This window comes from Fructobacillus apis, from assembly GCF_023893635.1.
Classification (GTDB): Bacteria; Bacillota; Bacilli; order Lactobacillales; family Lactobacillaceae; genus Fructobacillus; species Fructobacillus apis.
The window spans coordinates 127400-149488 of the sequence record NZ_JAMWYK010000001.1; the positions used below are offsets into that span (position 1 = coordinate 127400).

Consider the following 22089-nt stretch of genomic DNA (forward strand, 5'->3'; position numbering starts at 1 on the left):
GTATCCTTCATTATACTAGAAGCACTCTTTTTGACAACGAAAAAACGACCCGATTATCGAGTCGTTTTCATCAATTAAATCTTATCGTTTAGGTCCATCGTTTCCTTCGTGAAACGCCCCATCGGTGTGTAATCATGCCGGTCTTTAAACGCTAACTTTTCAACCGAAACGAGCACCACCTTCTGGTTTTGCTCCGTCAAGAAAATCTGGCCGGGCTTTCCAAGCTTTCCCTTGGTATGTTTCCCGATTCGCCAGGGATGAACCTTGGCGCCCTCTTCCACGACCGCCTTCCCCGAGGCATCCTCGCGGACCGGCAGACCGTTTAAAATGGCCGTGTCGTACTTATCCTTTGCCATTTAGTCCTCCTTTTGAAGGCGGACGATCTTGGCCCCCATCTCAAAGCGGGTCGAATCAATCTCCCCCTCCGGCTTCAAGTGCAAGTCGAAGTCCGTGCGGTCGGAGACCATGGCGTATTCACCGTCCTTCAGCTGTGGCATGTGGGCCACCAAGGCCTCCAGGTCTTCCGGCTTCAAACCACCACGCCATGAACGAATGACGAGGCGCACCAGTGACAAACCGAGCACCTTCGACAAGAAGGCAATCTGACCGTATGGCATTGGTCGCAACCACGTGTCGACCGCGAAGTCTGGCAGGTCGACGCGCTTCGCCCAGCCGTCGCTTTCCGTCCGCCAGATTAACTGGAACATCCCAGGAGAACTGAGTTCAATGGCGTCCAAGTTGACGTCGGACACGTCCTCGTCAATTAAGCGGATTTCACCGTCCTGGTGTTCCGTCACAACGAGTGGGTACGCGTCCTTTCCATCGTAGAAGAAGTTCAGCGCAAATTCCGACTGGCCCTTTTCAGGTCCCGTTGGTTGGTGCTTATCCTTCGGCAAGACGATGACGTTTTGGCCGAGCTCCTGCAAGGCCGCAATCAGCTTACGACGGTTACCAGGTACCAGAATGGCCTTCGGATGTTCCTGGTCAACAACGGCCATGACATCGGAGACTTCCAACGGCTCCAAGTACTGCTTGTCAGACAAGTGTGGCAACAGGGTCGCGTCGGCCGCGTTGTTATTCATGATGATGGTCTTGTAACCCAAAGCGCGGAGCTCGGACAAGGCAACGGTCACCATGTAACCGGCCGCTGATCCATCCCCCATCCGGAAGGCTCCGGAACCAATCAAGAGCATCGATTCGCTTGAAACCGGAACCGATTCGTTTTCTTCCTCAAAGGTCGCAAAGAACTGGTGGGCGTTTTCTGGGAACTCACCCGCAGAAGGTTCCAGGGCCTTGTAAGTCGGAATGATGTCCGCTTCCTTGGCCAGGTTTCGGATAGCCTGGAAGTCGGTCTGCCAGAAGCGGGCCAAGAGGCCGTCGGACAGACCAGACTTCTTCGCTTCAGCCAACACGGAAGGCGTTGGCCGTGCGTTCAAAATCTTTTGCTCAATGTCTAGAAGGTGGCCCAACTGGTAGAAGTAGAATTCATCAATCTTCGTGAGTTCGGCCAGTTCATCGACTTCGTAACCACGGCGAAGTGCCTCAATCAGCAAGAGCACCCGATTATCCTGTGGGTGAATCAACTGCTGGATGAGCTCGTCGTCGGTGATGCTTTTCATGTGCTTAGGTGAGAAGGAACGGTTGTTAAAGTGGGCGGCACGGATGGCCTTTTCCATGGCTTCCAGGAAGGTGCGACCGAATCCTAAGGCGGATCCGACGGACTTCTGGATGGAAGAAAGCTTCCGATCCACTTTAACGTTGGCCGCTTCCAGGTCTCCAAAGGAGAAGACCGGCAGCTTAACGGCGATGTGGTCCATCACGGGTTCCAGCATGGCGGTCTTTTCGTGGTAGGAATCAGGTAAGCGTACCTGATCAATGGTCCTGCCCATGGCCAACTGAGCGGCCACGAGCATCACGGGGTAACCCGTGAGCAAGGCCATTCGGTTGGTTAACTGGTTCAGGTAAGGCGACACCTTAATCACGTAGAGGTCACCCGTCTTTTCATCTAAGGCAAGCTGCACGTGAACGGGTCCTTGCACCTTCAAGATGTTGGCAACCAAGAAGGCCTGGGTCCGCATCTTCTGCAAGATTTGGTCTGAAATCGTCAAGACCGGTGCCACGGAGAGTGAGTCAGAGGTGTGGATTCCGATTGGATCCATATCTTCTGACGCCCCGACCTGCAGGCAGTTTCCCGCTGAGTCGCGGAGCACCAGAAGCGACACTTCTTTCAGCCCGTTGATGGCCTTCGAAATAACGGCTTCCTTGGTCAAGGACTGGTCCAAGACACGGCCCACCACCTGTTCGAAGTCGTCTAAGCGTTTCACGATGCGTCGCGTCGTTCCCTGGGCGGGGTTGTGGGCTCGGACGAGCAGGGGCAACTCCAAGTCACGAAGGAGCTGGTTCGCTTCGTCCTGGCTCTTCACAATCGTGGCTTCCGGCATGTAGAGACCGGCTTCGACCAAGCGGTCGTATAAAGCCGTTGGCTCTGCCATCAAGGCAACCGTCTGCTCAGGTAGCCCGAGGCTTTGTGGCTTTTTGCCGTCTTCCTCGCGCCACTCAAAGAGCACCTGTTGCCAAAGGCGAATCCCGCGGACACCAGCGAATGCTGGGACCACGGCGTCAATGTTATTTTCCTTGATGATGGCCTTGATGTTTTGAACCGTCAAGGTCGCCACGATGGTCTTGGCAAAGGCGGATTCAAGGGAGAGCGAGTACGGGTTGTCTTCGACGACGAAGAGCTCGTAGCCCTGCTTCTTTAGGATGGGCAGCGCCTGGTAGATGGCAGCGTCGTTTTCACCCTGCATTCCAAAATCGGTTTCGCCAGCCCCAAAAAAGAGCACTCGTTTAACTTGTTCTTCAGTTGTTCTTTTGTACATAGTCGACTACCGTTTCGAAAAAGTCCAAGAAAACACGTTTTGCTTCTTCCGGTCCTGGTGCCCCGTCGGGGAAGAACTGGACGGAAAAGGCGGGGTATTCGCGGTGACGCAGTCCTTGAATGGAGTGGTCAATCAAATCCCGGTGTGTCACGAACAACTTCTTCGAGTCGAGTTCGTCGGGATCAACGACATACCCTCTACCCTGTCGGGCGTATATAATTTCTTTTGAGATAATTTCTTGAATGGGATGGTTCATGCCGTGGTATTCGGCTGGTAACGTTGCCAGAGCCGAGTTGTTGGCCAAGGCAAAGAGTTCGTGCCCCAGTCCGATGCCGAGCATGGGTACCTTGGTCTGTAAGACGCGTATCAAAGTCAAAACCGACTCCGGCAAGTCTTCTGGGTTCCCCGGACCGGTCGACAAAATGATTCCGTCCGGATCCAAGGTCAGCACTTCATCCACCGACGTTGTGTAGGGCAGAACGGTGACATTGGCATCGTAGTCCCCCAGTACGCGGAGAATCCCGTGTTTCAACCCGAAATCAATGACGATGATGTGAAAACCACGACCAGGGTTAGCGTAGGCCTTTGGCGTGGCGGTGTTTTGCACCTGCTTGTTGGTCAAGACCGTGGCGGCCAGCTGATCTCTTGCGTGGTCGTCCACCACGTCAACAATCGTGGCCTTCTGGGAGCCCGTTTCACGTAGGTGGCGAATCAGCTTTCTTGTGTCCACCTGAGCCAATCCCGGAATATTATGTTGTTGTAAGAAGCGGTCTAGGTTCATCCGGCGCTGGCGGTTGGTCGAAACCTCGGCCAGGTCGTGGACAATCATCCCCCGAATCTTTGGGTTGATGGATTCGTATGCTTCCGCGTGAATGCCATCCGCGCCCACAACGGGCATGGCAAAAACAATCATCTGCCCGTCGTAAATGGGGTTTGTTATGGTTTCTTGATAGCCGGAGCTGGCGGTATCAAAAATGATTTCACCAAAGGTCGTGGCTGGTGCCCCAAACCCTTGGCCGGAAAAGACCGTCCCGTCTTCTAAAATCAGGTGCCGTTCCATCGATTACCTCGTTAACAAGTGCTTCAAACAGCCTTTTACTGCTTAGTGAACAATTTCAACGCCGTCTTCGCCGTCGATTTCATCCACCATCACTTGAATCTTTTCGTTTTGGGCCGTTGGGATGTTCTTTCCAACGAAGTCCGCGCGAATTGGGAGTTCACGGTGGCCACGGTCAATCAAGACGGCCAACGTGATGGTCTTCGGACGACCAATCTGAATCAGAGCGTCCAAGGCCGCACGGGTTGTACGACCAGTAAAGAGCACGTCGTCAACCAAGACGATGTTTTGGTCCACGATGTTCAAGCGTTCTTCTTCGTTCAAGCCAAGTTGCGTGTTCTGGTCCAGACGGTCGTCACGGTAATCCGTGATGTCGATGGCCATCACTGGAATCTTTTCGCCTTCCAATTGTTCCAAACGGTCCGCGATGCGGTGGGCCAAGTATTCCCCACGGGTCTTAACCCCAACCAAAATCAAGTTCTGGCCGCCCTTGTTGTGTTCCAAAATTTCGTACGTAATCCGTGTCAAAGCACGTTGCATGGAAGCTTGGTCCAATACCACTTTGTTTGCCATGTCGTTTCCTTTCAAGCCTGTCGTTTTAAGGCGACGAAGTCGCCGTTTTTCCATTAGTAAAAGCGACTTAATTGTCGTCTTTCTTTAATTTCAAATCGTCAATTGCATCCAAAACGCGTTGGAATGTCTTTGGTAAGTCGGAGTCAAAAGTCAAACGCTCCCCCGACGTCGGCTGTGTCAGCACCAATGTCTTGGCGTGCAGCAGCTGTCCCTTCAAGCGAATTCCAGCGATTTCGGCCTGGTGCCCGTAAGTCGGATCACCGACCACCGGATGACCGATGTACTGCATGTGCACACGAATCTGGTGCGTGCGGCCCGTTTCAAGCGCCAACTTCAACAGCGTGTAACCCATGTAGCGTTCCACAACCTCAAAGTGCGTGACGGCCTCGCGACCGCCGGCCACAACCGCCTGCTTCTTGCGGTCCTTTGGATGCCGGTCAATCGGTGCGTCGACCGTTCCGTTCTGCTCCTTGAATTCACCCTTCACCAAAGCGTAGTAGTAACGCTCTGTCTTGTGTTCCTTCAATTCAGCGGCCAGGGCCTTGTGCGCCTTGTCGTTTTTAGCCACCATGAGCAAGCCCGACGTATCGCGGTCGATTCGGTGAACGATTCCAGGACGGAACTCCCCGTTAATCGTTGAAAGCGGCGCGTGGTACAACAGCGCGTTCACCAAGGTTCCGGTTGCGTGTCCGGCTGCCGGATGCACGACCATTCCCTGTGGCTTGTTCACCACGAGCAAGTCGTCGTCCTCGTAGACTACGTCGAGCGGAATGTTTTCTGCTTCGAGCTTTTCCACTTCCTTGGTTTCCGGCACTTGGATGGTGACCGTGTCGCCTTCCTTTGCCTTGTAAGAACGCTTGACCGCCGTGCCGTTCACGACAACCAAGCCGTCCTTGATCCAAGCAGCCAAGGTTGAACGTGACTGTTCGAGCCCGGATGCTGCCAAGGCCGCATCGATTCGCTTGCCGCCTTCTTTAATTGTCAATTCAATGGTTTCAGCCATGTAGAATATCCTTTACTAGTCCTTTGTTTTTCTTGCTGATGAGCAAGTCGTAAGTGTTGTTGATAAGTAAGTGTCTTCCCTTTACTTGTACACCGGAAAAGGACACCGTTTTCTTTGTTAAAAAGGAGTGAATCAGTATCTGACCATCTTCAATCACGAAGTAGCGACCAAAGAAGAGACCGCAGCCAATGAGTACGATAAAGGCCGTGTAGAGCACCCAATAGAGGTTCACGGCATAGAGCAGCTCGGAAGCCCAGATGGGGCTCACAAACAAAAAGGATGCCCACAATAACCAGCTTGTCTTGTTCCAGTCACCTGCTGGCTGATAAAATCCTGATACTTTTGCCATTTTCGTCTCCTCCAACGATTTTCACCTTTATTATTTTAACATTTTTCCGCCCTTCTGTTATTGTTAGACTGGTAAATAACAGGAGAATAGCATGATTCAAATCCAAACGGACGCCGCCTTTCGTCAAAAAGACGAAAAAGCTAGCGCGGGCATCGTCTTCATCAAAAACAAGAAGCAGCATCCCTACTCAACCATTCTGGACGAATGCGCGGATAACCACGAGGCCGAATTCAAGGCCCTCCTCTTTGGTTTGAAGACGGTACAAGCCGAACTAAGCAAGGACGAAATGCTCGAGATTCAATCGGATTCCAAGCTCCTCGTGGACGCCCTGCAAAAGCGCTACGCCAAACACTACCAGGATTTTGTCGACGCCATTTTCGCCTTGTTGCCAAATCCCGACCTCACCTTCTTCGTCTGGGTGAAGGACGCCAACAACCGCGGACCACACGACCTGGCGAATCAGGCGTTGAAGAAGGGGTAAGCTTTCTTCGGATGTCAGCGTGGCGTGAACAAACGCCCTGTGTCTTGTCCCCCCCCAATTTTTTTGATATAGTATTGGTAGTTGTTTAGAAAGAATTAAACAGGAGAGGCTATGCCGCAATCACTTTATCTTTTACTATTCATCGGTATCCTTATCTTCGAACGGAAGCAAGAATACCGGACAAACCGAGCTGTGTGGACCATTGCCGCTCTTTTTGCCTTTTACATGACAGGGACGGAAACGTACAGCACGATTCAGATGTGCTTTCAGGATAATTACTGGGGATATCTCTGGAACTGGAACAATCTGCTCCTTCTCGTCCAACTGCTCGTTGCCATCTGGATTAGTTACCGCCTCTGGTCAACCCGGAATGCGAAGCAACAATAAAACAATCATGACAGCAAAACGCCGCTTGAGAAAAACTCAAGCGGCGTTTTTTTATTATGATTAGTTTTCGTCATCGTTGATGAGCAATTGGTATGCCCAACGAGCCGTTGAAATGTGGTCGGCTTCTTGCATGTGAACCGTACCACGCTTTTCAAATCCGTTCTTTGCGATAACGCCTTGCATTGGCAAGTTGCCTGGGTGCGTGTCGATTCGGAAATCGCGCGCTCCTTGGGCGTAGAAGTAGGAAACCAAGGCTGTGATGAAGCGTGGCGTCAAACGTTGGCCACGGAACTTATCAGAGATGGCAACACGGTGCAATGACGCGTAGTCGTGGCCATCCTTCAACCATGAACCTTCTTCCAAGGCAGTGTAGAGAGGGTCTTCCCCTTCGAAAGCCGCCGCATATCCAGCAACCTGGTCATCAGACATCAAGACAAAGGCTTGATGCTTGTCCAAATCTTCCTGAATTGTGTCGGAATTGGGGTAATCAGCCTGCCACTGATCGATTCCCTGTTCCTTTAAATACCCTTTTGCCGTCTGTAAAATTTCGACAATCGCATCAATATCGCGCGCTTTTGCACGACGCATGTATACTACTGGCATAAAAATGGTTGCACCCCAAAGTAATTTTTAGCGTGCGGCTCCTTTCCGTTTTTTCATCAGATGAAAATTATAGCACAACATTATCTTTTTACAACCTTTCTAAAACATCCAATCTTTTTCCTGTAAAAACGAAGAAAAAAGGACCCGCTCAAACGGGCCCTTTTCCCTTCTCACAACGCCGTGTGGCGGCGTAACTTACTCGTCATTTTTCTTCGTCTTCTTGTAACCAAAAGCGGAGGCAAGACCGACGATAACAAATGCCAAGGTTTGCTTCAGCTTACCCGAATCCTTTTCTGCGGTATCAGGCAAAGCGTGTGCCACCGGACGCACGGTCGTGGCATTAGCAGACTTCTTCAACTTTAAATCACTATCCTTTGAAGCATCGCGGTCGCTTGCAGTTTTCGCATTTTCGGCGTCCTTTTCAGCCTTTGCATCACGCTTGGAGGCATCTGAATCAGAGTGGGCGTTATCGGCAGGCTTTGCTGCATCAGGGTTTATGGCGTCTCCGCCCTTCTTATCCCGGCCGTTTGCATCGTGCTTCTTTGCAGCGTCATCCTTATCGGACGAACCATTTGATTCGTTGCCATCGGCTGGCTTGTCAGCATTATGACCGTCGGAGTCGTCACCGTCCTTACCAGGCTGTCCGTTCTTTCCGCCGTTCTTGTCAGGTTGGTCGTCGTTGTCGTCCTTATCGGACTTGCCATCAGCGTCCTTTCCATCCTTACCGGCGTCGGCATCGTTTTTGCCGTCGGAATCCTTACCGTCATTGTTCTTGCCGTCGGCGTCATTGCCGTTATTGTTCTCGCCGTCGGAGTCATTGCCGTTATTATCGGCGTCATCCCCGTCACGGAAGGTATCGCCACCTGCGCCACCGTTTTCATCGGCTGGGTTGTCAGGGGTTGGCAGTGGCAAGTTGTTAATCTTGTCCAAGCCATCTGAAACGGCATCATCCAATTCCTTCGGTGTCTTCGCACGGTCAATGGCCGCCTTGGCTTCGTCGACGTCGTCATGCAAGTCCTTTTCGATTTCATCACGGTCGGCTGGGTCGGGGTTTGGAATTTCCTTGACCTTGTCTTCGAAGTCCTTGGCCGCATCGTCAATCTTCTTCTTGGCCGCATCGCGGTCAGCCTGTGAAACGGCCTCCTTCAAAGGATCAGAAATACTCATCAACAAGGCCTTCACCAAACTTGTCACGTGGTGCAATTCCCCCATCGTCTTGGTAGCCTTTACCGTTGGGACGTAGTTTTCATAAACCTTTTGGACCTTAGCTTGCTGCTCATGAAGGCTGTCAGCGTCAACGGACGGAATCTTTTCCATCTCCTTTTGACGTTGGTCACGGGTTTGTGCCAGTTCGGCGAGTGCCGCCGCAATGGCTTCCTCGGTTACTGGACGCATGTCCTCTTCAATCTCAGGTCCAGCGATGTTAGCCAAATCCTTGACCAACTGGTCAAAGGCGCTGTCCAATTCCCAAACGAACTGCGCATCATTCACCTTGTTCAGGCCGTTTTGGACGGCCTTGTCCACCTTCTCGCACTGGGCGTTCAGACTCGCTGCCACGGCTCCTTGGAGTGCCTTGAACCCGTCCTTCTTGCTTTCACCAAGGGCGCGCATTTCATTTTGCATCTGGCTTTTATCTTCGGCGTTCGGCGCTTGATAACGTCGTTCAAGTTTTGGCTTTTGAATCGCCAACAACTCTTGACGAGCATTCTGCAACGCCGGAACGAGTTCCTTGTTATAAACCGCCAAATCAAGGCTTTTCAGTCCGTGTGCCAAAGCGGTATCAATGGCTGCCATTTGTGTTTGCAAAGACTTTTGATCAACGCCGTAAATGCTTGCGTAGTCGTGCTTCATCACGTTTGCTAACTCGGTAATTTCATTCTTCGCATCGTTTCGGTCGGCCTCTGAAACAAGACGGTAGTCCCACTTCAAAGCAGGGTCTTGCACGCTTGAAATGGCCATTGTTCCTTCAGCCAAAACCTTTGGTAGGTCAGCCTTCAAAACTGTTTTATCAATCTTGTTTGTATATTCTTCCACCAGCTCATCAACGCGTTCGCACTGCTGATGCAATTGTTCGCGGTCCGCATGGTGAATCATCTCAAAGTGATGCTTCTTTTCCTCACCGGCACTGCGTAAGTGCTGCTTTGCGGCTGATTGATCAGCGAGCGTTGCTCTTGTCGGCTTGAGTGTTGGCAAGGCAACGTTTTGAATGTCTTCCACCGCCTTGTTGTAGGCCTTCGTCAACGCACGGTTCGTTTCCATACGACCCAGGTCCTCGAGGTACCACTTGGTTAAACGGTCGATTTCCGTTTCCTGTTCCTTCAAGGAGCCTTGATCGACGTTTTCAATTCGTTCGAAGCTTTGCTTTTGCTGTTCGGCAACAGCCTTCAGCTTATTCTGCATGGCTTCGATTGCTTGCTTTGTTGGCGCTAAGTAATCAAATTGCAGTTGTGGGCGACTCACCTTGCGAAGGCTGTCTTGTGCGGACAAGTAGGCTTCGGTTAACTCACCACCAGTTGCAGCTGACTTAATCTTATCCTTTCCCTTAACCAGGGCTTGGTCAAGCAAAGAGACTTGTTCCTCCAAGCTGTTTTGGTCAACGTGTGGAATGGCCGCAAAGTCCTTCTTAATTCGGTTCGCTTCTTCTTCAAGACGGTTCAAGTACATGTCACGCTGACTGTCTTCGACTGGCGCATGCTTTTCATCCAATGAAGGTTCGGCCACCTTTTCAATGTCGGAAAGGGCCTTTGAAACGAGTCCATCAAGTTGTCCCTTCGTCTCAGCCTTGGCAATGTTCTCCTTTGCGTCGTGTGCAATCAAGTCAACCTGATGTTTTTGCTTCGTCAGGCTATTCTTGTCAGCGAACGCAACGTGATCAAACGCTTGCTTCTTTTGTTCCGCTGCGTCCGATACAACCTTCTTGGCGTGCAACTTTTCAGCCGCTGTCGCTTCCCGGTAATCGCGTTCCACCACTGGTGGCAAGACTCGGTTCACTGCAGCCAACCCTTCCTTCAAAGCTTGGTCAACCCCACCCTTAGTTTGGGCGGCTTGAATCTGATCAGTTGTCGACTTTTCAATGTCTGCCAATTCATCGACTTGCTTGGACAAGCTGTTTTGATCGACGTGTTCAATGCCTTCAAAGGCCTTCTTCTTATCATCAACTGCCTGGTAAAGCGTTGCGATTGCTTCATTCTTATCGGCTTGAGAAGCGGCTTGGTAAGCCGGTTCAAGCGTTGGGTCTGCGATGGTTTGAATAGTATCCAGACCATCCTTCACGGCCTTTTCCACTTCACCCTTTGTCTTGGCGGCATCAACGGCCTTCTTGGCCTTATCGACCGCGCCATCAACCAAGGCGTCCTGATTAGCTTCACTCGTTTGGTCAACGTGTGGAATCGCGTGGAAGTTCTTCTTCTTTTCGAAGGCTGCCTCGTCTAAGCGCTTCTTTCCAGCATCCTTTTCGGCTGCCGTGCTTGGCTTAAACGCTTCTTGAACACTTGGATCCGGCACATCGTCAATCGCAGCCAAACCATCGCGGAAGGCCTTGTCGACCTCCCCGTTCGTTTGGGCCTCATCAACGGCCTTCTTCGCCTTGTCTAAGGCGTCGTCAACCTTCTTATCCTGCTTGTTCTCGTCATCCGGGTCAACGCCGAAGATGTCCTTGAAGGACTTCTTCTTGTCTTCGGCAGCCTTATCCAACTGTTTCTTGGCGTCATCCTTTGAGGCCGGTTCAGCAACCTGGTAGGCCTTTTCGAGACTTGGATTGGCCACCATCGAGATGAGTTCCAAACCGTGTTCAACGGCGTCGTTCAACTCACCTTGGAACTGGGCCAGGTTCACCTGGTCCTCCCCAAGCTGAAGGTTGTGTTCCAGAACGCCTTCCTGCTTCTTCAAGCTCTCCTGATCAACGTGTTCAATCTTTTCAAAGTCCTGCTTCTTGTGGTCGGCTACCCGTTGCAACATCGCAATGGCAGCCTTCCGGTTCTCATTTGTGACCGGCAAGTAGTCCACCTGGATGTTTGGCACAGAAACGTTGTTCAAGGCAATCAAACCGTTGGCTAACGCCGTGTTGACCTGTCCACGAGTATTGGCCTTATCGACGAATCCCAGCGCGTTTTGCAGGGTCGTTTCGAGAATCTTGTCCTGCTTTTCAAGGGAGGCAGTATCAACGTGTTCAACCTGTGTAAAGGCCTTGTAAACAACTAACTTTTCGTCTTCCAGGCGCTTCTTAGCAGCATCCTTATAGGCTTTGTCGGCCACCCGGTAGTCGTCGGACAAGACCGGCTTTGCGACCTGATCGATGCTCTTTAAGGCTTGGGCCAATGCAGCGGATAACTGACCGTTTGTCTCGGCTCGTTCCACAGCTTCCTTACCGATGTTTACCTGATTATCAACCGCCAGCTTTTGAACGTTCAGACTACTTTCATCCACGTGTGCCATCGCCTCAAAGCTAGCCTTCTTGGCCGCTCCGGCCTGCTTAATCGTCTGAATCGCTTCGTCCTTTGCCGCTTCGTCCGCTTCACGGAAGCGAAGCGCAAGGTCTGGCTTGGCCACGTCTTGGATGGCCTTCAAGCCATCTTGGAAAATTTGATTCAAATCCTTGTTTAATTCAACTTCATCAATCTTTTCCTTCGATAACTGCAGAGCGTAGTCAACCAGTTGTTTCTGGTCAAAGAGCGATGACGCGTCCAGGTGCTTCATACTGTCGAAGTCTTGCTTCTTGGCATCCGCCGCTTCCTTCAGCTTATTGTAAACACGCTTCTTGTCGGCTTGGGTTGCCGGACGGTAGTCATAGGAAAGCTTAGGCAAGGCCACTTCTTGAATGAGCTTCTTTCCACGGCTCAAAGCAAGGGCTAAATCGTCCTTCTTTTCGGCCTTCTTCAGATCCTCCAAGGAAACGTTTAACAGCTTGTTTAAGAGACGCTTTTGATCAGCAAGCGAGTTCTCGTCAACGTGCACCACATGCTCGAATTCAGTCAGTCGGCGACCCGCCAAGTCCTCCAACTTCTGCGTTGCCTTAGCACGTTCCTCGTCGGTCACGGCCTTTTGTCCCTCCAAAACCTCTGGGTCCAAAACGCCATCAATAGCAAGCAAACCATCGCGGAAGGCCTTGTCCAACGCACCGGCTGTCTCAGCCTTCGCAACTTCCTTCAAGGCCTTGGCCAACCGCTGGTCAACTTCCTTCTTTTGGGCGATGACACTGTCGACTTGGGCACCGTCGAGTTCGTCAAAGCCAGCCTTCTTCGATTGTGCCTTCTTATTCAGACGCTCAACCGCGTTTTCACGGCTGCTTGGTGAGGCTGCTTGGTAGGCTGGGTCCTTTTCAGGATCTGCAATACCATCAATCTTTGACAACGCATCGGCAAGCACTTCGTTCAACTCAGCCACGTTCTTAGCGTCATCGATGGCCTTATTGGCCTGTTCAGCCACTTCATTGAGCAACTGGGTCTGTTGGGACAAGGACTTCTCTAAGACGTGCTCGATGGCTGCCATGGCTGCTTTCTTTTGCTTTGCGGCTTCGGCCACCTGATTCTTTGCTGCCTGACGGGCCTCGTTCGTTGGCACCTGGTATTCCAAGGCAACCATCGGGTCCGCAATCGTTTGTAATTCGGTGATGGCCTTTTCTAAGGCAGCCTTCAAATCCTTTTTAAGGTGCGCTTGGTCAAAGGCTTCGTTAGAACGGATAATCAACTGGTCCACGAGACTCTTTTGTTCAAGCAAGGACTTTTCATCCACGTGTTCAATCTTATCGAAGCCGGCCTTCTTCTCATCAGCCAACTTCTTTAACGTTTGCTTGGCTTGTTGCTGGTCTTCCTTTGTGACCAGTTCTTGGTCAACGGCGGTCTTCGGGTCGTCAATCTTACGCAACAGCAACAGTCCTTCGTTTAGGGTTTGCTGCAATTCTGACTTATCACGGCAGCGCTGGAGCCGTTGGGCGTAGTCGGCAAACAAGGTGTGAACGGCCTTCTTTTGCTCAGTTAAGGAATTCAAATCGACGTTTGGAATCTTGTCGAAATCATTCTTCTTCAACCAGCAGGCGAGACGAAGATTCGTCACCGCGTTATCCCGCTTATCCCGTGAAAGGTAAAGGTTTTCAATGGCCTCAATTCCACGCGCGGCATCCCGTTCGATTTGTGCCAACGTGTCATTGTTATCGACTGAACGCGCCGAGCGATGCTTGGCTGCCTTCACAATCAACTTCTTGGTTTCGGCCTTAATCTTTTTGATTTCTTTTTCAGTGTCCGTGCGTTCATCGTCCATCAAATCAAGGGCGTCCCTCACGAGAACTTCTTGCTCGTGGGCGGCTTCAACCAGCTTCTTAATGTTCAACTGACGAACCGACTTCAGCACGGCCTGGTCGATGGCGTCTTCCAAACCAGCCTCACCTTGAATGTTTCCGGCGTCCTTCATCGTTTGAAGGGCGACCTTCTCGATGTCAGCCGAAGAGCTTTGCTTTTCGAGCGACAGATTGGCTTCGACAAGAAGATTATCCAAGCGGTGCAAGTAGTCCACCAAGGACTTATCTGCCACCTTTGGTCGTAAGTTTGTAATGGTCTTTCGTACCAAAAGCATTTGCTTTTGCATCGCGTCATAGGCAGCCGTACGCTTTTGGTTCAGCTCGTTTACGAAGTCTTCGTTTGGTTGTAAGACCGACACGGCGGTTGGTCGAAGCGCGATAATCGAACCGTCACGGAGCTTCATCTGACCAGTGTAGTAGACCGTAAACGGCCGGTTATAGATGTCAAAGTCGGCTTCGCTTGTCTTTTGTCCTTCCGGGTCAACCGACTTTACGAGCTTGATGCCCTTTACCTCGTCGTTTGGGTGGAAGCCGTTCTTGTCGAGCAAGACATCCCCCGTAAAGTAATCAATCACCCGGTCGAAACGGTCGTGCATGTTGTAGAAGCGCTCGCCCACAGCCATCGTAATCTTCCGGTGGTCGAGGTCAGCTCCCGGAAGCACGCGGTCTTCGCCCTTCACTTCCGGCCACTCGGTGACGGAGGAAGCAACGGTCTTCGTGTTCAGCTTTTCAAGCTTATCAAACGGTGAAATGTAGGCCCGCCATGTCTTGACGTCCTCGGTCTTCAGCTCGTTATCGTGCATCTTATTCTTATCGATGGCGATGTCGCGACCTAAGTCACCATCGGAGTAGAACTTGTTCTTCTTGGACAGCATCGCGTTGGCGTCCAAGGAGTTTAACTTCATGTTCAAGCGTCCGTTTGGTGCCGGAGGCAATTGGCCGCGCGTCAGCACTTTATACGGACTATTGTCGGCGTAGCCGTTCATGGCATCACTCTGCGCAGCGCCCTTTCCAAGAAGCTTTTTCATCTCGTGTGACGAAAGGTTTCCCGGGAACTGATCGAGGTCGAAGTTCAGGTAACCATAGGCACCACCGACGATGTTGCCACCCCATGACAACGCGTTCATAAAGAACTTCGTCACCAGGATTTTAGCTTGGACGTAGCGGGAAGAAAAGTCCTTTAATTCAGAACCACACACCAGGAAGTACATCCCCCGTGGGTCTTCCTTCACGTTGGTCTTGATGTCGTTTGGATAGAGCGTGATTGGGTAGAACGGGCTATCCATACCACGCACGCTGTAATTGGTTCCTTCCTTTTCGTTCACTTGGTTCAGCACATGGGCCAACAAGTAATCAACGGCGGAACCGGCATAGCCGGAAATCGGAATCCCGATGGAAGCGGAAATCACCTTTTCCAAGCCGGGTACCCGGTTTAGTAACTCGTCAACACTAAGGTTAATATTGAAGTCCATCTGGGCCCCAAACTTGGTCTTATCAAGGGACAGCGTCTTTACGAAGTCGTTTGGGTTCGTTCCTTCCGGTGCTTCCATCCGAAGGTAGATGCCGTACTGGCCGGCGTCGTACTGGTTGTTCAGATAGTTTGGCACCCAACCGTTCGTTAACATGTTGGAAACCGTTTGAAGCATGCGGTTAAATTGAGCAAAGAAGAAGCTTGGACTCAAAACGGATCCGTTCGATGACTGTACCACTGCATAGAATGGGAAGCCCCCGGAGTAGACCAGCGTGTTTGTTTCCGGACGGTAGGAGGCCGTCGTTCCACGGTATGGCGTCCCGATGTATGAAATCAGATTATCAGCCACCTTCCGGACAAAGGACTTGTCCGTAATCAGGCGCATTGACGACACGTTGGAGTAATCGTTTTGCTTGCTGCCCATACCGAAGAAGCGGTATTCCGGAACGCCAAATTCCAAGACGCCAGGCTTTTTCACGTAGTCCTTCGTCTCGTTTAATTTCGCATCACCCGGGTGGGCAAAGTTTGGCAAGAAACCACCCAAGCTATCAACCAACTCTTCGTAAGATGACGTCTTCGTCGCTTTGTAGAGTGGTTCCAAAGGGTTATTCTGTCCTGCTTTTTCATTATTTTCGTCGTACTGAGCGGCAACCCCTTCGGCCACCTCGTTCAAAATCTCCTCCGCAATCTTCTTTAATTGATCACGGGTACCCTCATCAATCACCAGGTCGGCCTGTGGGAAGAGTGTTTGTTCCTTCTTAAAGGCTTCACCGAGTTGCTTAATCACGGCTTGTTCGTCTTTGTCGCGTGTCGTCATCCCGCCTTCCTTCTTATCCTTCATTGTCTCTTCTGTCGCTTTTACCTCAGATTGCTGGCTTTCATGATTCGATTTCTGTTGCTCACGCTTTTGTTCAATGGTCGTCGAAGCGATCTTATCAGCTTGAGCACTCGAATCATCTTTAACCGGCGCATCGGAGGAAGAAACAGCAGAAGCAGTCTTTTCCCCTGCTTCCGTCGTTGGACTAAATTGTTGACTGCCACTGGTCTTTTGTTGACTGATGGCACCTTCGTCCGCGCTCACCACGTGGTGGCGGTTTGTCAGTTCACCCACACCCGTTGAAAGAAAGACCGACGAGGCGATCAGCCAGGTCTTCTTTGACTGAGCAATGGACAGCAAATTATTTTTCTTTGTCATATGTTCATCCTTCTTTTTTCTGCTTTAACTACTCATTCTACAGAAATTATAAGGTCAAACTTTTAAAAATGTCAAGATATTTTTAATTTATAAAAAGATGTTATACATTTTCAATTAAAATGCTTTGACAAAACAATACATTTTCCTAAATTTAGTACGTTTCATTATTTCAAATCTTTCAAAAGTCCGACCCGACCCGGCCAATTTTTTAGCAAATAAAAAGAAGATTGCCAAAGCAATCTTCTTTTTCATCTAAGCAAAGCCATATTCGACTTCGTCATCATTTTTTACTTTTTAAAATTTGGCTTGGCCCAGTACTGGAAGTAATCAACGCGCAACTGACCGTTGTAAAGCTTCCGCTTCTTCGTGGCCTTTTGACCGTAGGCCTTTTCGAAGTTTAAGTCGGAGGTCAAGATGTACTTTGACCAGTGCTTAAGCGGCTTGTACAAGATTCCCATCGTCTTGTAGAGTTCTTCGGCCGCTTCCAACTCACCCATTCGTTCACCGTATGGTGGGTTGGAAACCAAAACCCCGGCTTCCTCTTCGGGGTACCAGTCGGCCAAGTCCATGTGACCGAAGGTGATGTCCTGGGACAATCCGGCGTGCTTGGCGTTTTCTTGGGCAATCTTGACCATGCGGGCGTCCACATCGTAACCCTTGATGTTCAACTCGGAATCATAGTCCGCCTTGTCTTCGGCCTCGTCACGGATGGTGTCGGAGAGTTCGTGGTCGAACCAGTCCATCTTCTCGATGTCGAAGGTACGGGTCAAACCAGGCGCCAAGTTACGACCAATCAAGGCCGCTTCAATTGGCAGCGTTCCGGAACCACAAGTTGGGTCCACAAAAGGCATGTCCTTGTTCCAGTTCGTGAGCAAGATCAAGGCAGCCGCGAAGTTTTCCTTCAAAGGAGCGGGTCCCTTTTCGACACGGTAACCACGCTTGAACAAGGATGGTCCCGTCGTATCCAAAGTCAACATCACTTGGTCCTTTGAAATCATGACTTCCAATTGGGCGAAGAAGCCGTTTTCTGGCAGACGCGTCCGCACGTGGTAGGCTTCCTGCAACTTTTGAACGATGGCCTTCTTCGTAATCGACTGCACGTCTGGCACGGAGTGCAAGGCGGAGTTACGGGAACGACCTGCCACCGGGAACTCAGAGTCGTAGTTCAAGTAGTCTTCAACTGGCAAGGCCTTGATGCCTTGGAAGAGCTCTTCGAAAGTCTTGGCTTCAAAGGAACCGATAACAATCTTCACACGGTCCGCCGTACGCAACCAGAGGTTGGCGCGCAAGATGTCGGCCTGCGTACCTTCGAAGAAGACGCGGTAGTTGTCGACACGGACGTCGTAACCCATGTTCTTTAATTCCTGCCCGACGACGGATTCTAATCCGGCGGCGACCGTAACCATAATGGTGTATTTCTTTTCCATGATTTTCCTTTATAATATAGCTATTATGAACGTATTTGACTTCTTTTCATTAACCACATTCTTCAATACCAATACTAAGCTTTATGCTCAGCTAGGTAAAGAGCGATCCGACTTTGCCCCGATTACCGGTCTCCGCTTCTTGGAAGACGACAGCCAAATTGGCTTTGTCATCGACCCAAACGGGAAGCCGTTGACTTTGGAGCAGATGCAAACCCGCCTGTCTCAAGTCGGGCAAAAGGCGCAGCTCTTTTGCCTCATCCAGCAAAACGCCCGGGCCGTTCTGGGCTTTCACAAGGATGAAAGTGGTGTTTTGGTCTTAAAATAAGAAAGCGTCGCCAGGAATTCTCCCGGCGACTTTTCTTTTGTCTTAAAACTGGTCAAATTTGAAGTTTGGCACCTTAGGCTTTGGACCTGTCGTCTGCTCGCCTTGCTTCTTGGCGCGGTTTTGATAGCGGCTGTTACCGGTTTGGTAGCTCACGGCCCGGCGCTTTTCCTTGGCGATTTGCACCGCCTGAGGTGACGTTAGGTTGTCGCGCTTCCAGTTGATCAAAATTGTTTCCACGTAGCGGAGTGACCGGGCGTTGTTGGCCACGGCCTCCTGGATGGCCAAGGTCATCATGTTCGGGTCAAAGTGGTCTTGGTCAAACCACTGGTTGACAGTCTGCATCTCCATTGGTGAGAGAACACGGCCAAACTCCCCCTGCAAAATCTTCATGACTTCGCGACGGGATTGTTGTCCGGTTGACACCACGTGGTTTTCGACGGCAGCACCCTTCCCCTCAATCAGCTTCTCGTAGAGCGGGGAAAAGTCAAAGAACTCCTGGCGCGCCCCGATACTTTGAACCTTGACCAAGCCCTTCTTCATGAAGGCTTGAATCCGGGTGGAGACGGCCTTTTCGGTCACCTTCATGACGGAGGCAATGCCAGCCGGCGTCGCCTGGTCCCCTTGGTTTTGCAAGCGGTTAATTTGAATAAAGATAACAAGGTCGTCGTTGTCCAACCCAAGATCTTGGTAATGAATCAGCACTTGATTATAGACGGTCGTTTGACCGGCCATAATTAATTCTTTCACCTGATCGTTCATGAATACTCCTCATTGCTCGAAAAGCGCCCACTAAAAATGGGCGCTTTTAACACGAATATCAATTGCTTATGGGCGCAAACGGTGCGTCATACGTGGGAATGGGATGGCTTCACGGATGTGTTCTTCACCCGTAACGAAGGTCACCATACGTTCCAAACCAAGACCGAATCCTGAGTGAGGCACGGAACCGAACTTACGCAAGTCCAAGTACCAATTGTAGTCTTCCAAAGACTGACCTTCTTCTTCGATGCGTTGCTTCAAGTAGTCGTAGTCCGTGTCACGTTCTGAACCACCGATGATTTCACCGTATCCTTCAGGGGCCAACAAATCGGCTGACACAACCACGTCTTCACATTCTGGGTGACGCTTCATGTAGAAGGCCTTGATAGCCTTAGGGAAGTTCATGATGAAGACAGGCTTTGAGAAGTGGTTTGCCAAGAACGTTTCTTCTGGAGAACCGAAGTCGACACCCCATTCAACGTCGAAGTCGTTGTCTTGCAACAACTTGATGGCGTCGTCGTATGAGACACGTGGGAATGGCAATTGCGTGTATGACTTCAACAAGTCCTTATCACGGCCAAGCAAGTCCAATTCCTGTTCGTTTCGTTCCAAGACCTTTTCAATCAAGAAGGCCACGTAGCGTTCTTGCAATTCGAGGGAAGCTTCTTGGTCAAAGAAGGCCATTTCTGGTTCAATCATCCAGAATTCCGTCAAGTGACGACGGGTCTTGGACTTTTCGGCACGGAAGGCAGGACCAAAGGTGAAGACCTTTGAGAAGGCCATGGCACCGGCTTCGGCGTAAAGCTGACCAGTCTGTGACAAGTAGGCGTCTTGACCGAAGTAGTCCGTTTCGAACAATTCCGTCGTACCTTCTGGGGCTGAACCCGTAAGCAATGGGGCGTCCAACTTGATGAAGCCTTCGTTGTTGAAGAATTCGTAAGTGGCGGCGATCAACGTGTTACGGATCTTCAAAGTGGCGAATGGCTTGATGTGACGGAGGTACAAGTGACGTTCGTCAAACAAGAATTCCGTTCCGTGTTCCTTTGGCGTGATTGGGTAATCGTGTGATTCACCAATCACTTGGATGTCAGAAACCTTCATTTCGTAACCGAACTTTGAACGTTCGTCCTGGTTGATGACACCCGTGACGTACATGGATGATTCTTGCTTCAATTCCTTGGCCGTTTCGAAGAGTTCTTCTGAAACGTCAGCCTTGGCAACAACGGCTTGGAAGAAGGCCGTACCGTCGCGCAATTGCAAGAAGGCCATCTTTCCGGAACCACGCTTATTCCGCAACCAAGCACCGATTTTTACGGTTTGACCCACGTATTGTGGTGCGTCTTTAATTTGAATCGTTGGAATCGTTTGTTCTGTCATCTTGTTGTCGGGGCTAACCCCCGCCTCCTTTTTAGTTTTACTATGTATGGCTGAAAACAGCCGGATTAAGCATTGTGAATAAAGTGTTCGATGCGCAAAAGCGCCTCGTTCAAGGATGCTTGGTCCTTGGCGTAAGACATTCTTAGGTAACCAGGCATTCCGAACCCCTCGCCCGCCGGCACCGCCACCTTTTCATCTTCCAAAAGTTTTTCGGCAAAGGCAGCTGAGTTTGAAAGCCCCATCTTCTCAAGGAGCCAGTCCTCGATCCGGATGAAGAAGTAGAAAGCCCCTTCAGGCTTTTCAGCTAATTGGATCCCGTCGATTTGTTCGATGCGGGCGAAGGTTTCGTTCAAACGACCTTCGAATGCCAAACGCAGCTCCTCCACCGCGCCCTGGTCGCCGGTAACGGCTTCCAGCGCCGCGGCTTGCGAAACAGCTGACGGGTTCGAGGTCATATGACCCAGCACCTTGTTCATGTTTTTGATCACCGTCTCATCGGCAATCGCCCAACCTAAACGCCATCCAGTCATGGAGTAGGACTTTGAGACCCCGTCCACGACGATGAGCTTGGAGTTGGCGATTTCCCGAAGCGACAAAGCGCTTGTAAACACCGCGTTGTTGTACACCAGGCGACCGTAGATTTCGTCCACGATTAGGAAAGAACCGTGTTCTTCGGCCCAGTCCAAGATTGCTTGGACCTCGTCTTTGGTGTACAGGATACCAGACGGGTTGGTTGGATTATTCAAGATAATCAACTTCGGCGTCTTCTGCAGTTGGTTCAAGGCTCCTACAGTAAGCTTACCAGCCGTCGTGTCATCTGACAAAGCGAGGAATTTCCCGTCGGCCAGGTTGACCTGTTCGGCGTAGGAGACCCAGTAGGGCTTGGCCGAAACGACCAAGTCGCCCGGGTTGACCAGAATCTGGACCAGGGCGTACAGGGCCATCTTGGCACCGGTTGTGACCGTGACCTGGTTGGCCTTGATTTCTTGGCCGGTCAATTTCTTGGTCAAGTCCGCGATTCCCTGGCGAAGTTCCAAGACACCGCCGACGGGCGTGTAGAAGGACGTCTTGCCGGTTTCAATGGCCTTGATGGCGGCCTGTGCAATGTTTTTTGGCGTGGTAAAGTCCGGTTCCCCGGTTCCGAGGTTGATGACATCTTCCCCGGCCGCCGCCATTTCCTTGGCCTTCTTTGAGACGGCTAAGGTAGCGGAGGGCTGAACCTTTTGTGACCGCTTTGTAAACTCTTCTTCTGCTAACATATTGCTCCTAGATTCCGTTCACGGCCCGGTACACCGTTCCCGTCTTGTAATCCATCGTGAGGTAGTTCAAGCTGTCGCCTTCGTCTCGGTAGGAAACTTCCCAAACCAAAGCGTTTTGGTATTCGGAAAGGTTGGCGGAGTAAATCTTGCTTGCCAAGTAGTCATCCCCCTTCAAGCGTTTTTTCAGCTCGCTGGGTGAAATGCCATTGCCGTAATCAAAGATTTTCACGTTCTTGCTCTTGCCGTGGATGATGGCTACTTTCTGCTTGCCGTTTTCATCCCCGAGCACCGCGTAGGTCGCCCCGTCACGGTAGTCGACGGTCATGTCGTGCAAGTTTTGTAGATTGGTCTTTTGCTTGACCACCGTTTGCACGTTGCTTTCGGCCTTTGCCATTGGGCGAAGGGCCAAGTAGGCGTAGAAGGCCAAGGCGGCTATGATGACAACCGCGATGGCGACGATGATCGCGATAAACTTTGACCAGGAAAATTTCTTTGGGCGGGCCATTCTGACCCGTAAGTTGTCATGAATTTCCATGGAAACCTCTTCACGTTCGCTATACTGTTCACTATTATAGCAAAAAACGCGACCATTCGCCGGGAAATTCTAAGGCAAAAAGCCCCGTTTTTGTCCGCTTTCAAATCGGCTTTAAGACAC

The 22089-nt window shown here is 51.0% G+C and carries 16 protein-coding genes; 3 read left to right on the forward strand and 13 right to left on the reverse strand.

What is annotated here, in order from left to right:
- Nucleotides 1-74: 74 nt before the first annotated feature.
- The 6 genes from NFX39_RS00610 to NFX39_RS00635 all read right to left on the reverse strand — a co-directional run bounded on the left by NFX39_RS00610 (nt 75) and on the right by NFX39_RS00635 (nt 5858).
- Entirely contained in the window at nt 75-356 is a 282-nt protein-coding gene (locus NFX39_RS00610; RefSeq protein ID WP_252442036.1) for a DUF7671 family protein, read from the reverse strand.
- Nucleotides 357-2876 (reverse strand): carbamoyl phosphate synthase preATP-grasp domain-containing protein, encoded by a 2520-nt coding sequence (locus NFX39_RS00615; RefSeq protein ID WP_252442037.1) that lies wholly within the window; start codon nt 2874-2876, stop codon nt 357-359.
- A complete protein-coding gene (locus NFX39_RS00620; RefSeq protein WP_252442039.1) occupies nt 2857-3936 on the reverse strand; it encodes a carbamoyl phosphate synthase small subunit in 1080 nt (359 codons plus the stop codon). Before NFX39_RS00620 ends, NFX39_RS00615 begins: the two co-directional genes overlap by 20 nt.
- A 42-nt stretch (nt 3937-3978) precedes the next feature.
- Nucleotides 3979-4506: a bifunctional pyr operon transcriptional regulator/uracil phosphoribosyltransferase PyrR gene (pyrR, locus tag NFX39_RS00625; protein ID WP_252442041.1), complete on the reverse strand. Its 528-nt coding sequence runs from the start codon at nt 4504-4506 to the stop codon at nt 3979-3981.
- Nucleotides 4507-4573: 67 nt separating this feature from the next.
- Complete coding sequence (locus NFX39_RS00630; protein WP_252442043.1) at nt 4574-5509, reverse strand: RluA family pseudouridine synthase; 936 nt, start codon at nt 5507-5509, stop codon at nt 4574-4576.
- Nucleotides 5502-5858: an EbsA family protein gene (locus tag NFX39_RS00635; RefSeq protein WP_252442046.1), complete on the reverse strand. Its 357-nt coding sequence runs from the start codon at nt 5856-5858 to the stop codon at nt 5502-5504. Before NFX39_RS00635 ends, NFX39_RS00630 begins: the two co-directional genes overlap by 8 nt.
- A 91-nt stretch (nt 5859-5949) precedes the next feature.
- Between NFX39_RS00635 and NFX39_RS00640 the strand changes: the two genes are divergently transcribed.
- The gene (locus NFX39_RS00640) at nt 5950-6339 is read left to right on the forward strand and encodes a ribonuclease HI family protein (RefSeq protein WP_252442048.1); all 390 of its coding nucleotides are present in this window, start codon (nt 5950-5952) and stop codon (nt 6337-6339) included.
- Between the two features lie 111 nt (nt 6340-6450).
- Nucleotides 6451-6726 carry a hypothetical protein gene (locus tag NFX39_RS00645; RefSeq protein ID WP_252442050.1) on the forward strand — a complete coding sequence of 92 codons (276 nt, stop codon included), beginning with the start codon at nt 6451-6453 and terminating at the stop codon, nt 6724-6726.
- 60 nt (nt 6727-6786) lie between these two features.
- Here the strand turns inward: NFX39_RS00645 and NFX39_RS00650 are convergent, their stop codons facing one another.
- The 3 genes from NFX39_RS00650 to NFX39_RS00660 form a co-directional block, all read right to left on the reverse strand.
- Entirely contained in the window at nt 6787-7329 is a 543-nt protein-coding gene (locus NFX39_RS00650) for a GNAT family N-acetyltransferase (RefSeq protein ID WP_252442051.1), read from the reverse strand.
- Nucleotides 7330-7524: 195 nt separating this feature from the next.
- Complete coding sequence (locus NFX39_RS00655; protein ID WP_252442052.1) at nt 7525-16287, reverse strand: DUF1542 domain-containing protein; 8763 nt, start codon at nt 16285-16287, stop codon at nt 7525-7527.
- Nucleotides 16288-16574: 287 nt separating this feature from the next.
- The gene (locus tag NFX39_RS00660) at nt 16575-17714 is read right to left on the reverse strand and encodes a THUMP domain-containing class I SAM-dependent RNA methyltransferase (protein WP_252442053.1); all 1140 of its coding nucleotides are present in this window, start codon (nt 17712-17714) and stop codon (nt 16575-16577) included.
- 25 nt (nt 17715-17739) lie between these two features.
- On the opposite strand from NFX39_RS00660, the gene NFX39_RS00665 reads away from it, so the two are divergent.
- Complete coding sequence (locus NFX39_RS00665) at nt 17740-18039, forward strand: hypothetical protein (RefSeq protein WP_252442054.1); 300 nt, start codon at nt 17740-17742, stop codon at nt 18037-18039.
- Between the two features lie 42 nt (nt 18040-18081).
- Here NFX39_RS00665 and NFX39_RS00670 read toward each other — a convergent pair whose 3' ends face one another.
- From NFX39_RS00670 to NFX39_RS00685, 4 genes are all read right to left on the reverse strand, one after another.
- A complete protein-coding gene (locus NFX39_RS00670) occupies nt 18082-18798 on the reverse strand; it encodes a DnaD domain-containing protein (RefSeq protein ID WP_252442055.1) in 717 nt (238 codons plus the stop codon).
- A gap of 66 nt (nt 18799-18864) precedes the next feature.
- On the reverse strand, nt 18865-20175 hold the full coding sequence (asnS, locus tag NFX39_RS00675; protein WP_252442056.1) for an asparagine--tRNA ligase: 1311 nt from the start codon (nt 20173-20175) through the stop codon (nt 18865-18867).
- Nucleotides 20176-20240: 65 nt separating this feature from the next.
- On the reverse strand, nt 20241-21434 hold the full coding sequence (locus NFX39_RS00680) for a pyridoxal phosphate-dependent aminotransferase (RefSeq protein ID WP_252442057.1): 1194 nt from the start codon (nt 21432-21434) through the stop codon (nt 20241-20243).
- A gap of 7 nt (nt 21435-21441) precedes the next feature.
- Nucleotides 21442-21969, reverse strand: coding sequence for a hypothetical protein (locus NFX39_RS00685; RefSeq protein ID WP_252442058.1), 528 nt, complete (start codon nt 21967-21969; stop codon nt 21442-21444).
- Between the last annotated feature and the right edge of the window lie 120 nt (nt 21970-22089).

What these genes read in the sequence shown, in the direction of transcription:
- NFX39_RS00610 (WP_252442036.1), bottom strand. Translation starts at nt 356, where the DNA reads ATGGCAAAGGATAAGTACGACACGGCCATTTTAAACGGTCTGCCGGTC.
- NFX39_RS00640 (WP_252442048.1), top strand. Translation starts at nt 5,950, where the DNA reads ATGATTCAAATCCAAACGGACGCCGCCTTTCGTCAAAAAGACGAAAAA.
- asnS (WP_252442056.1), bottom strand. Translation starts at nt 20,175, where the DNA reads ATGACAGAACAAACGATTCCAACGATTCAAATTAAAGACGCACCACAA.
- NFX39_RS00665 (WP_252442054.1), top strand. Translation starts at nt 17,740, where the DNA reads ATGAACGTATTTGACTTCTTTTCATTAACCACATTCTTCAATACCAAT.
- NFX39_RS00670 (WP_252442055.1), bottom strand. Translation starts at nt 18,798, where the DNA reads ATGAACGATCAGGTGAAAGAATTAATTATGGCCGGTCAAACGACCGTC.
- NFX39_RS00680 (WP_252442057.1), bottom strand. Translation starts at nt 21,434, where the DNA reads ATGTTAGCAGAAGAAGAGTTTACAAAGCGGTCACAAAAGGTTCAGCCC.
- NFX39_RS00685 (WP_252442058.1), bottom strand. Translation starts at nt 21,969, where the DNA reads ATGGAAATTCATGACAACTTACGGGTCAGAATGGCCCGCCCAAAGAAA.
- NFX39_RS00650 (WP_252442051.1), bottom strand. Translation starts at nt 7,329, where the DNA reads ATGCCAGTAGTATACATGCGTCGTGCAAAAGCGCGCGATATTGATGCG.
- NFX39_RS00655 (WP_252442052.1), bottom strand. Translation starts at nt 16,287, where the DNA reads ATGACAAAGAAAAATAATTTGCTGTCCATTGCTCAGTCAAAGAAGACC.
- NFX39_RS00645 (WP_252442050.1), top strand. Translation starts at nt 6,451, where the DNA reads ATGCCGCAATCACTTTATCTTTTACTATTCATCGGTATCCTTATCTTC.
- pyrR (WP_252442041.1), bottom strand. Translation starts at nt 4,506, where the DNA reads ATGGCAAACAAAGTGGTATTGGACCAAGCTTCCATGCAACGTGCTTTG.
- NFX39_RS00660 (WP_252442053.1), bottom strand. Translation starts at nt 17,714, where the DNA reads ATGGAAAAGAAATACACCATTATGGTTACGGTCGCCGCCGGATTAGAA.
- NFX39_RS00620 (WP_252442039.1), bottom strand. Translation starts at nt 3,936, where the DNA reads ATGGAACGGCACCTGATTTTAGAAGACGGGACGGTCTTTTCCGGCCAA.
- NFX39_RS00630 (WP_252442043.1), bottom strand. Translation starts at nt 5,509, where the DNA reads ATGGCTGAAACCATTGAATTGACAATTAAAGAAGGCGGCAAGCGAATC.
- NFX39_RS00635 (WP_252442046.1), bottom strand. Translation starts at nt 5,858, where the DNA reads ATGGCAAAAGTATCAGGATTTTATCAGCCAGCAGGTGACTGGAACAAG.
- NFX39_RS00615 (WP_252442037.1), bottom strand. Translation starts at nt 2,876, where the DNA reads ATGTACAAAAGAACAACTGAAGAACAAGTTAAACGAGTGCTCTTTTTT.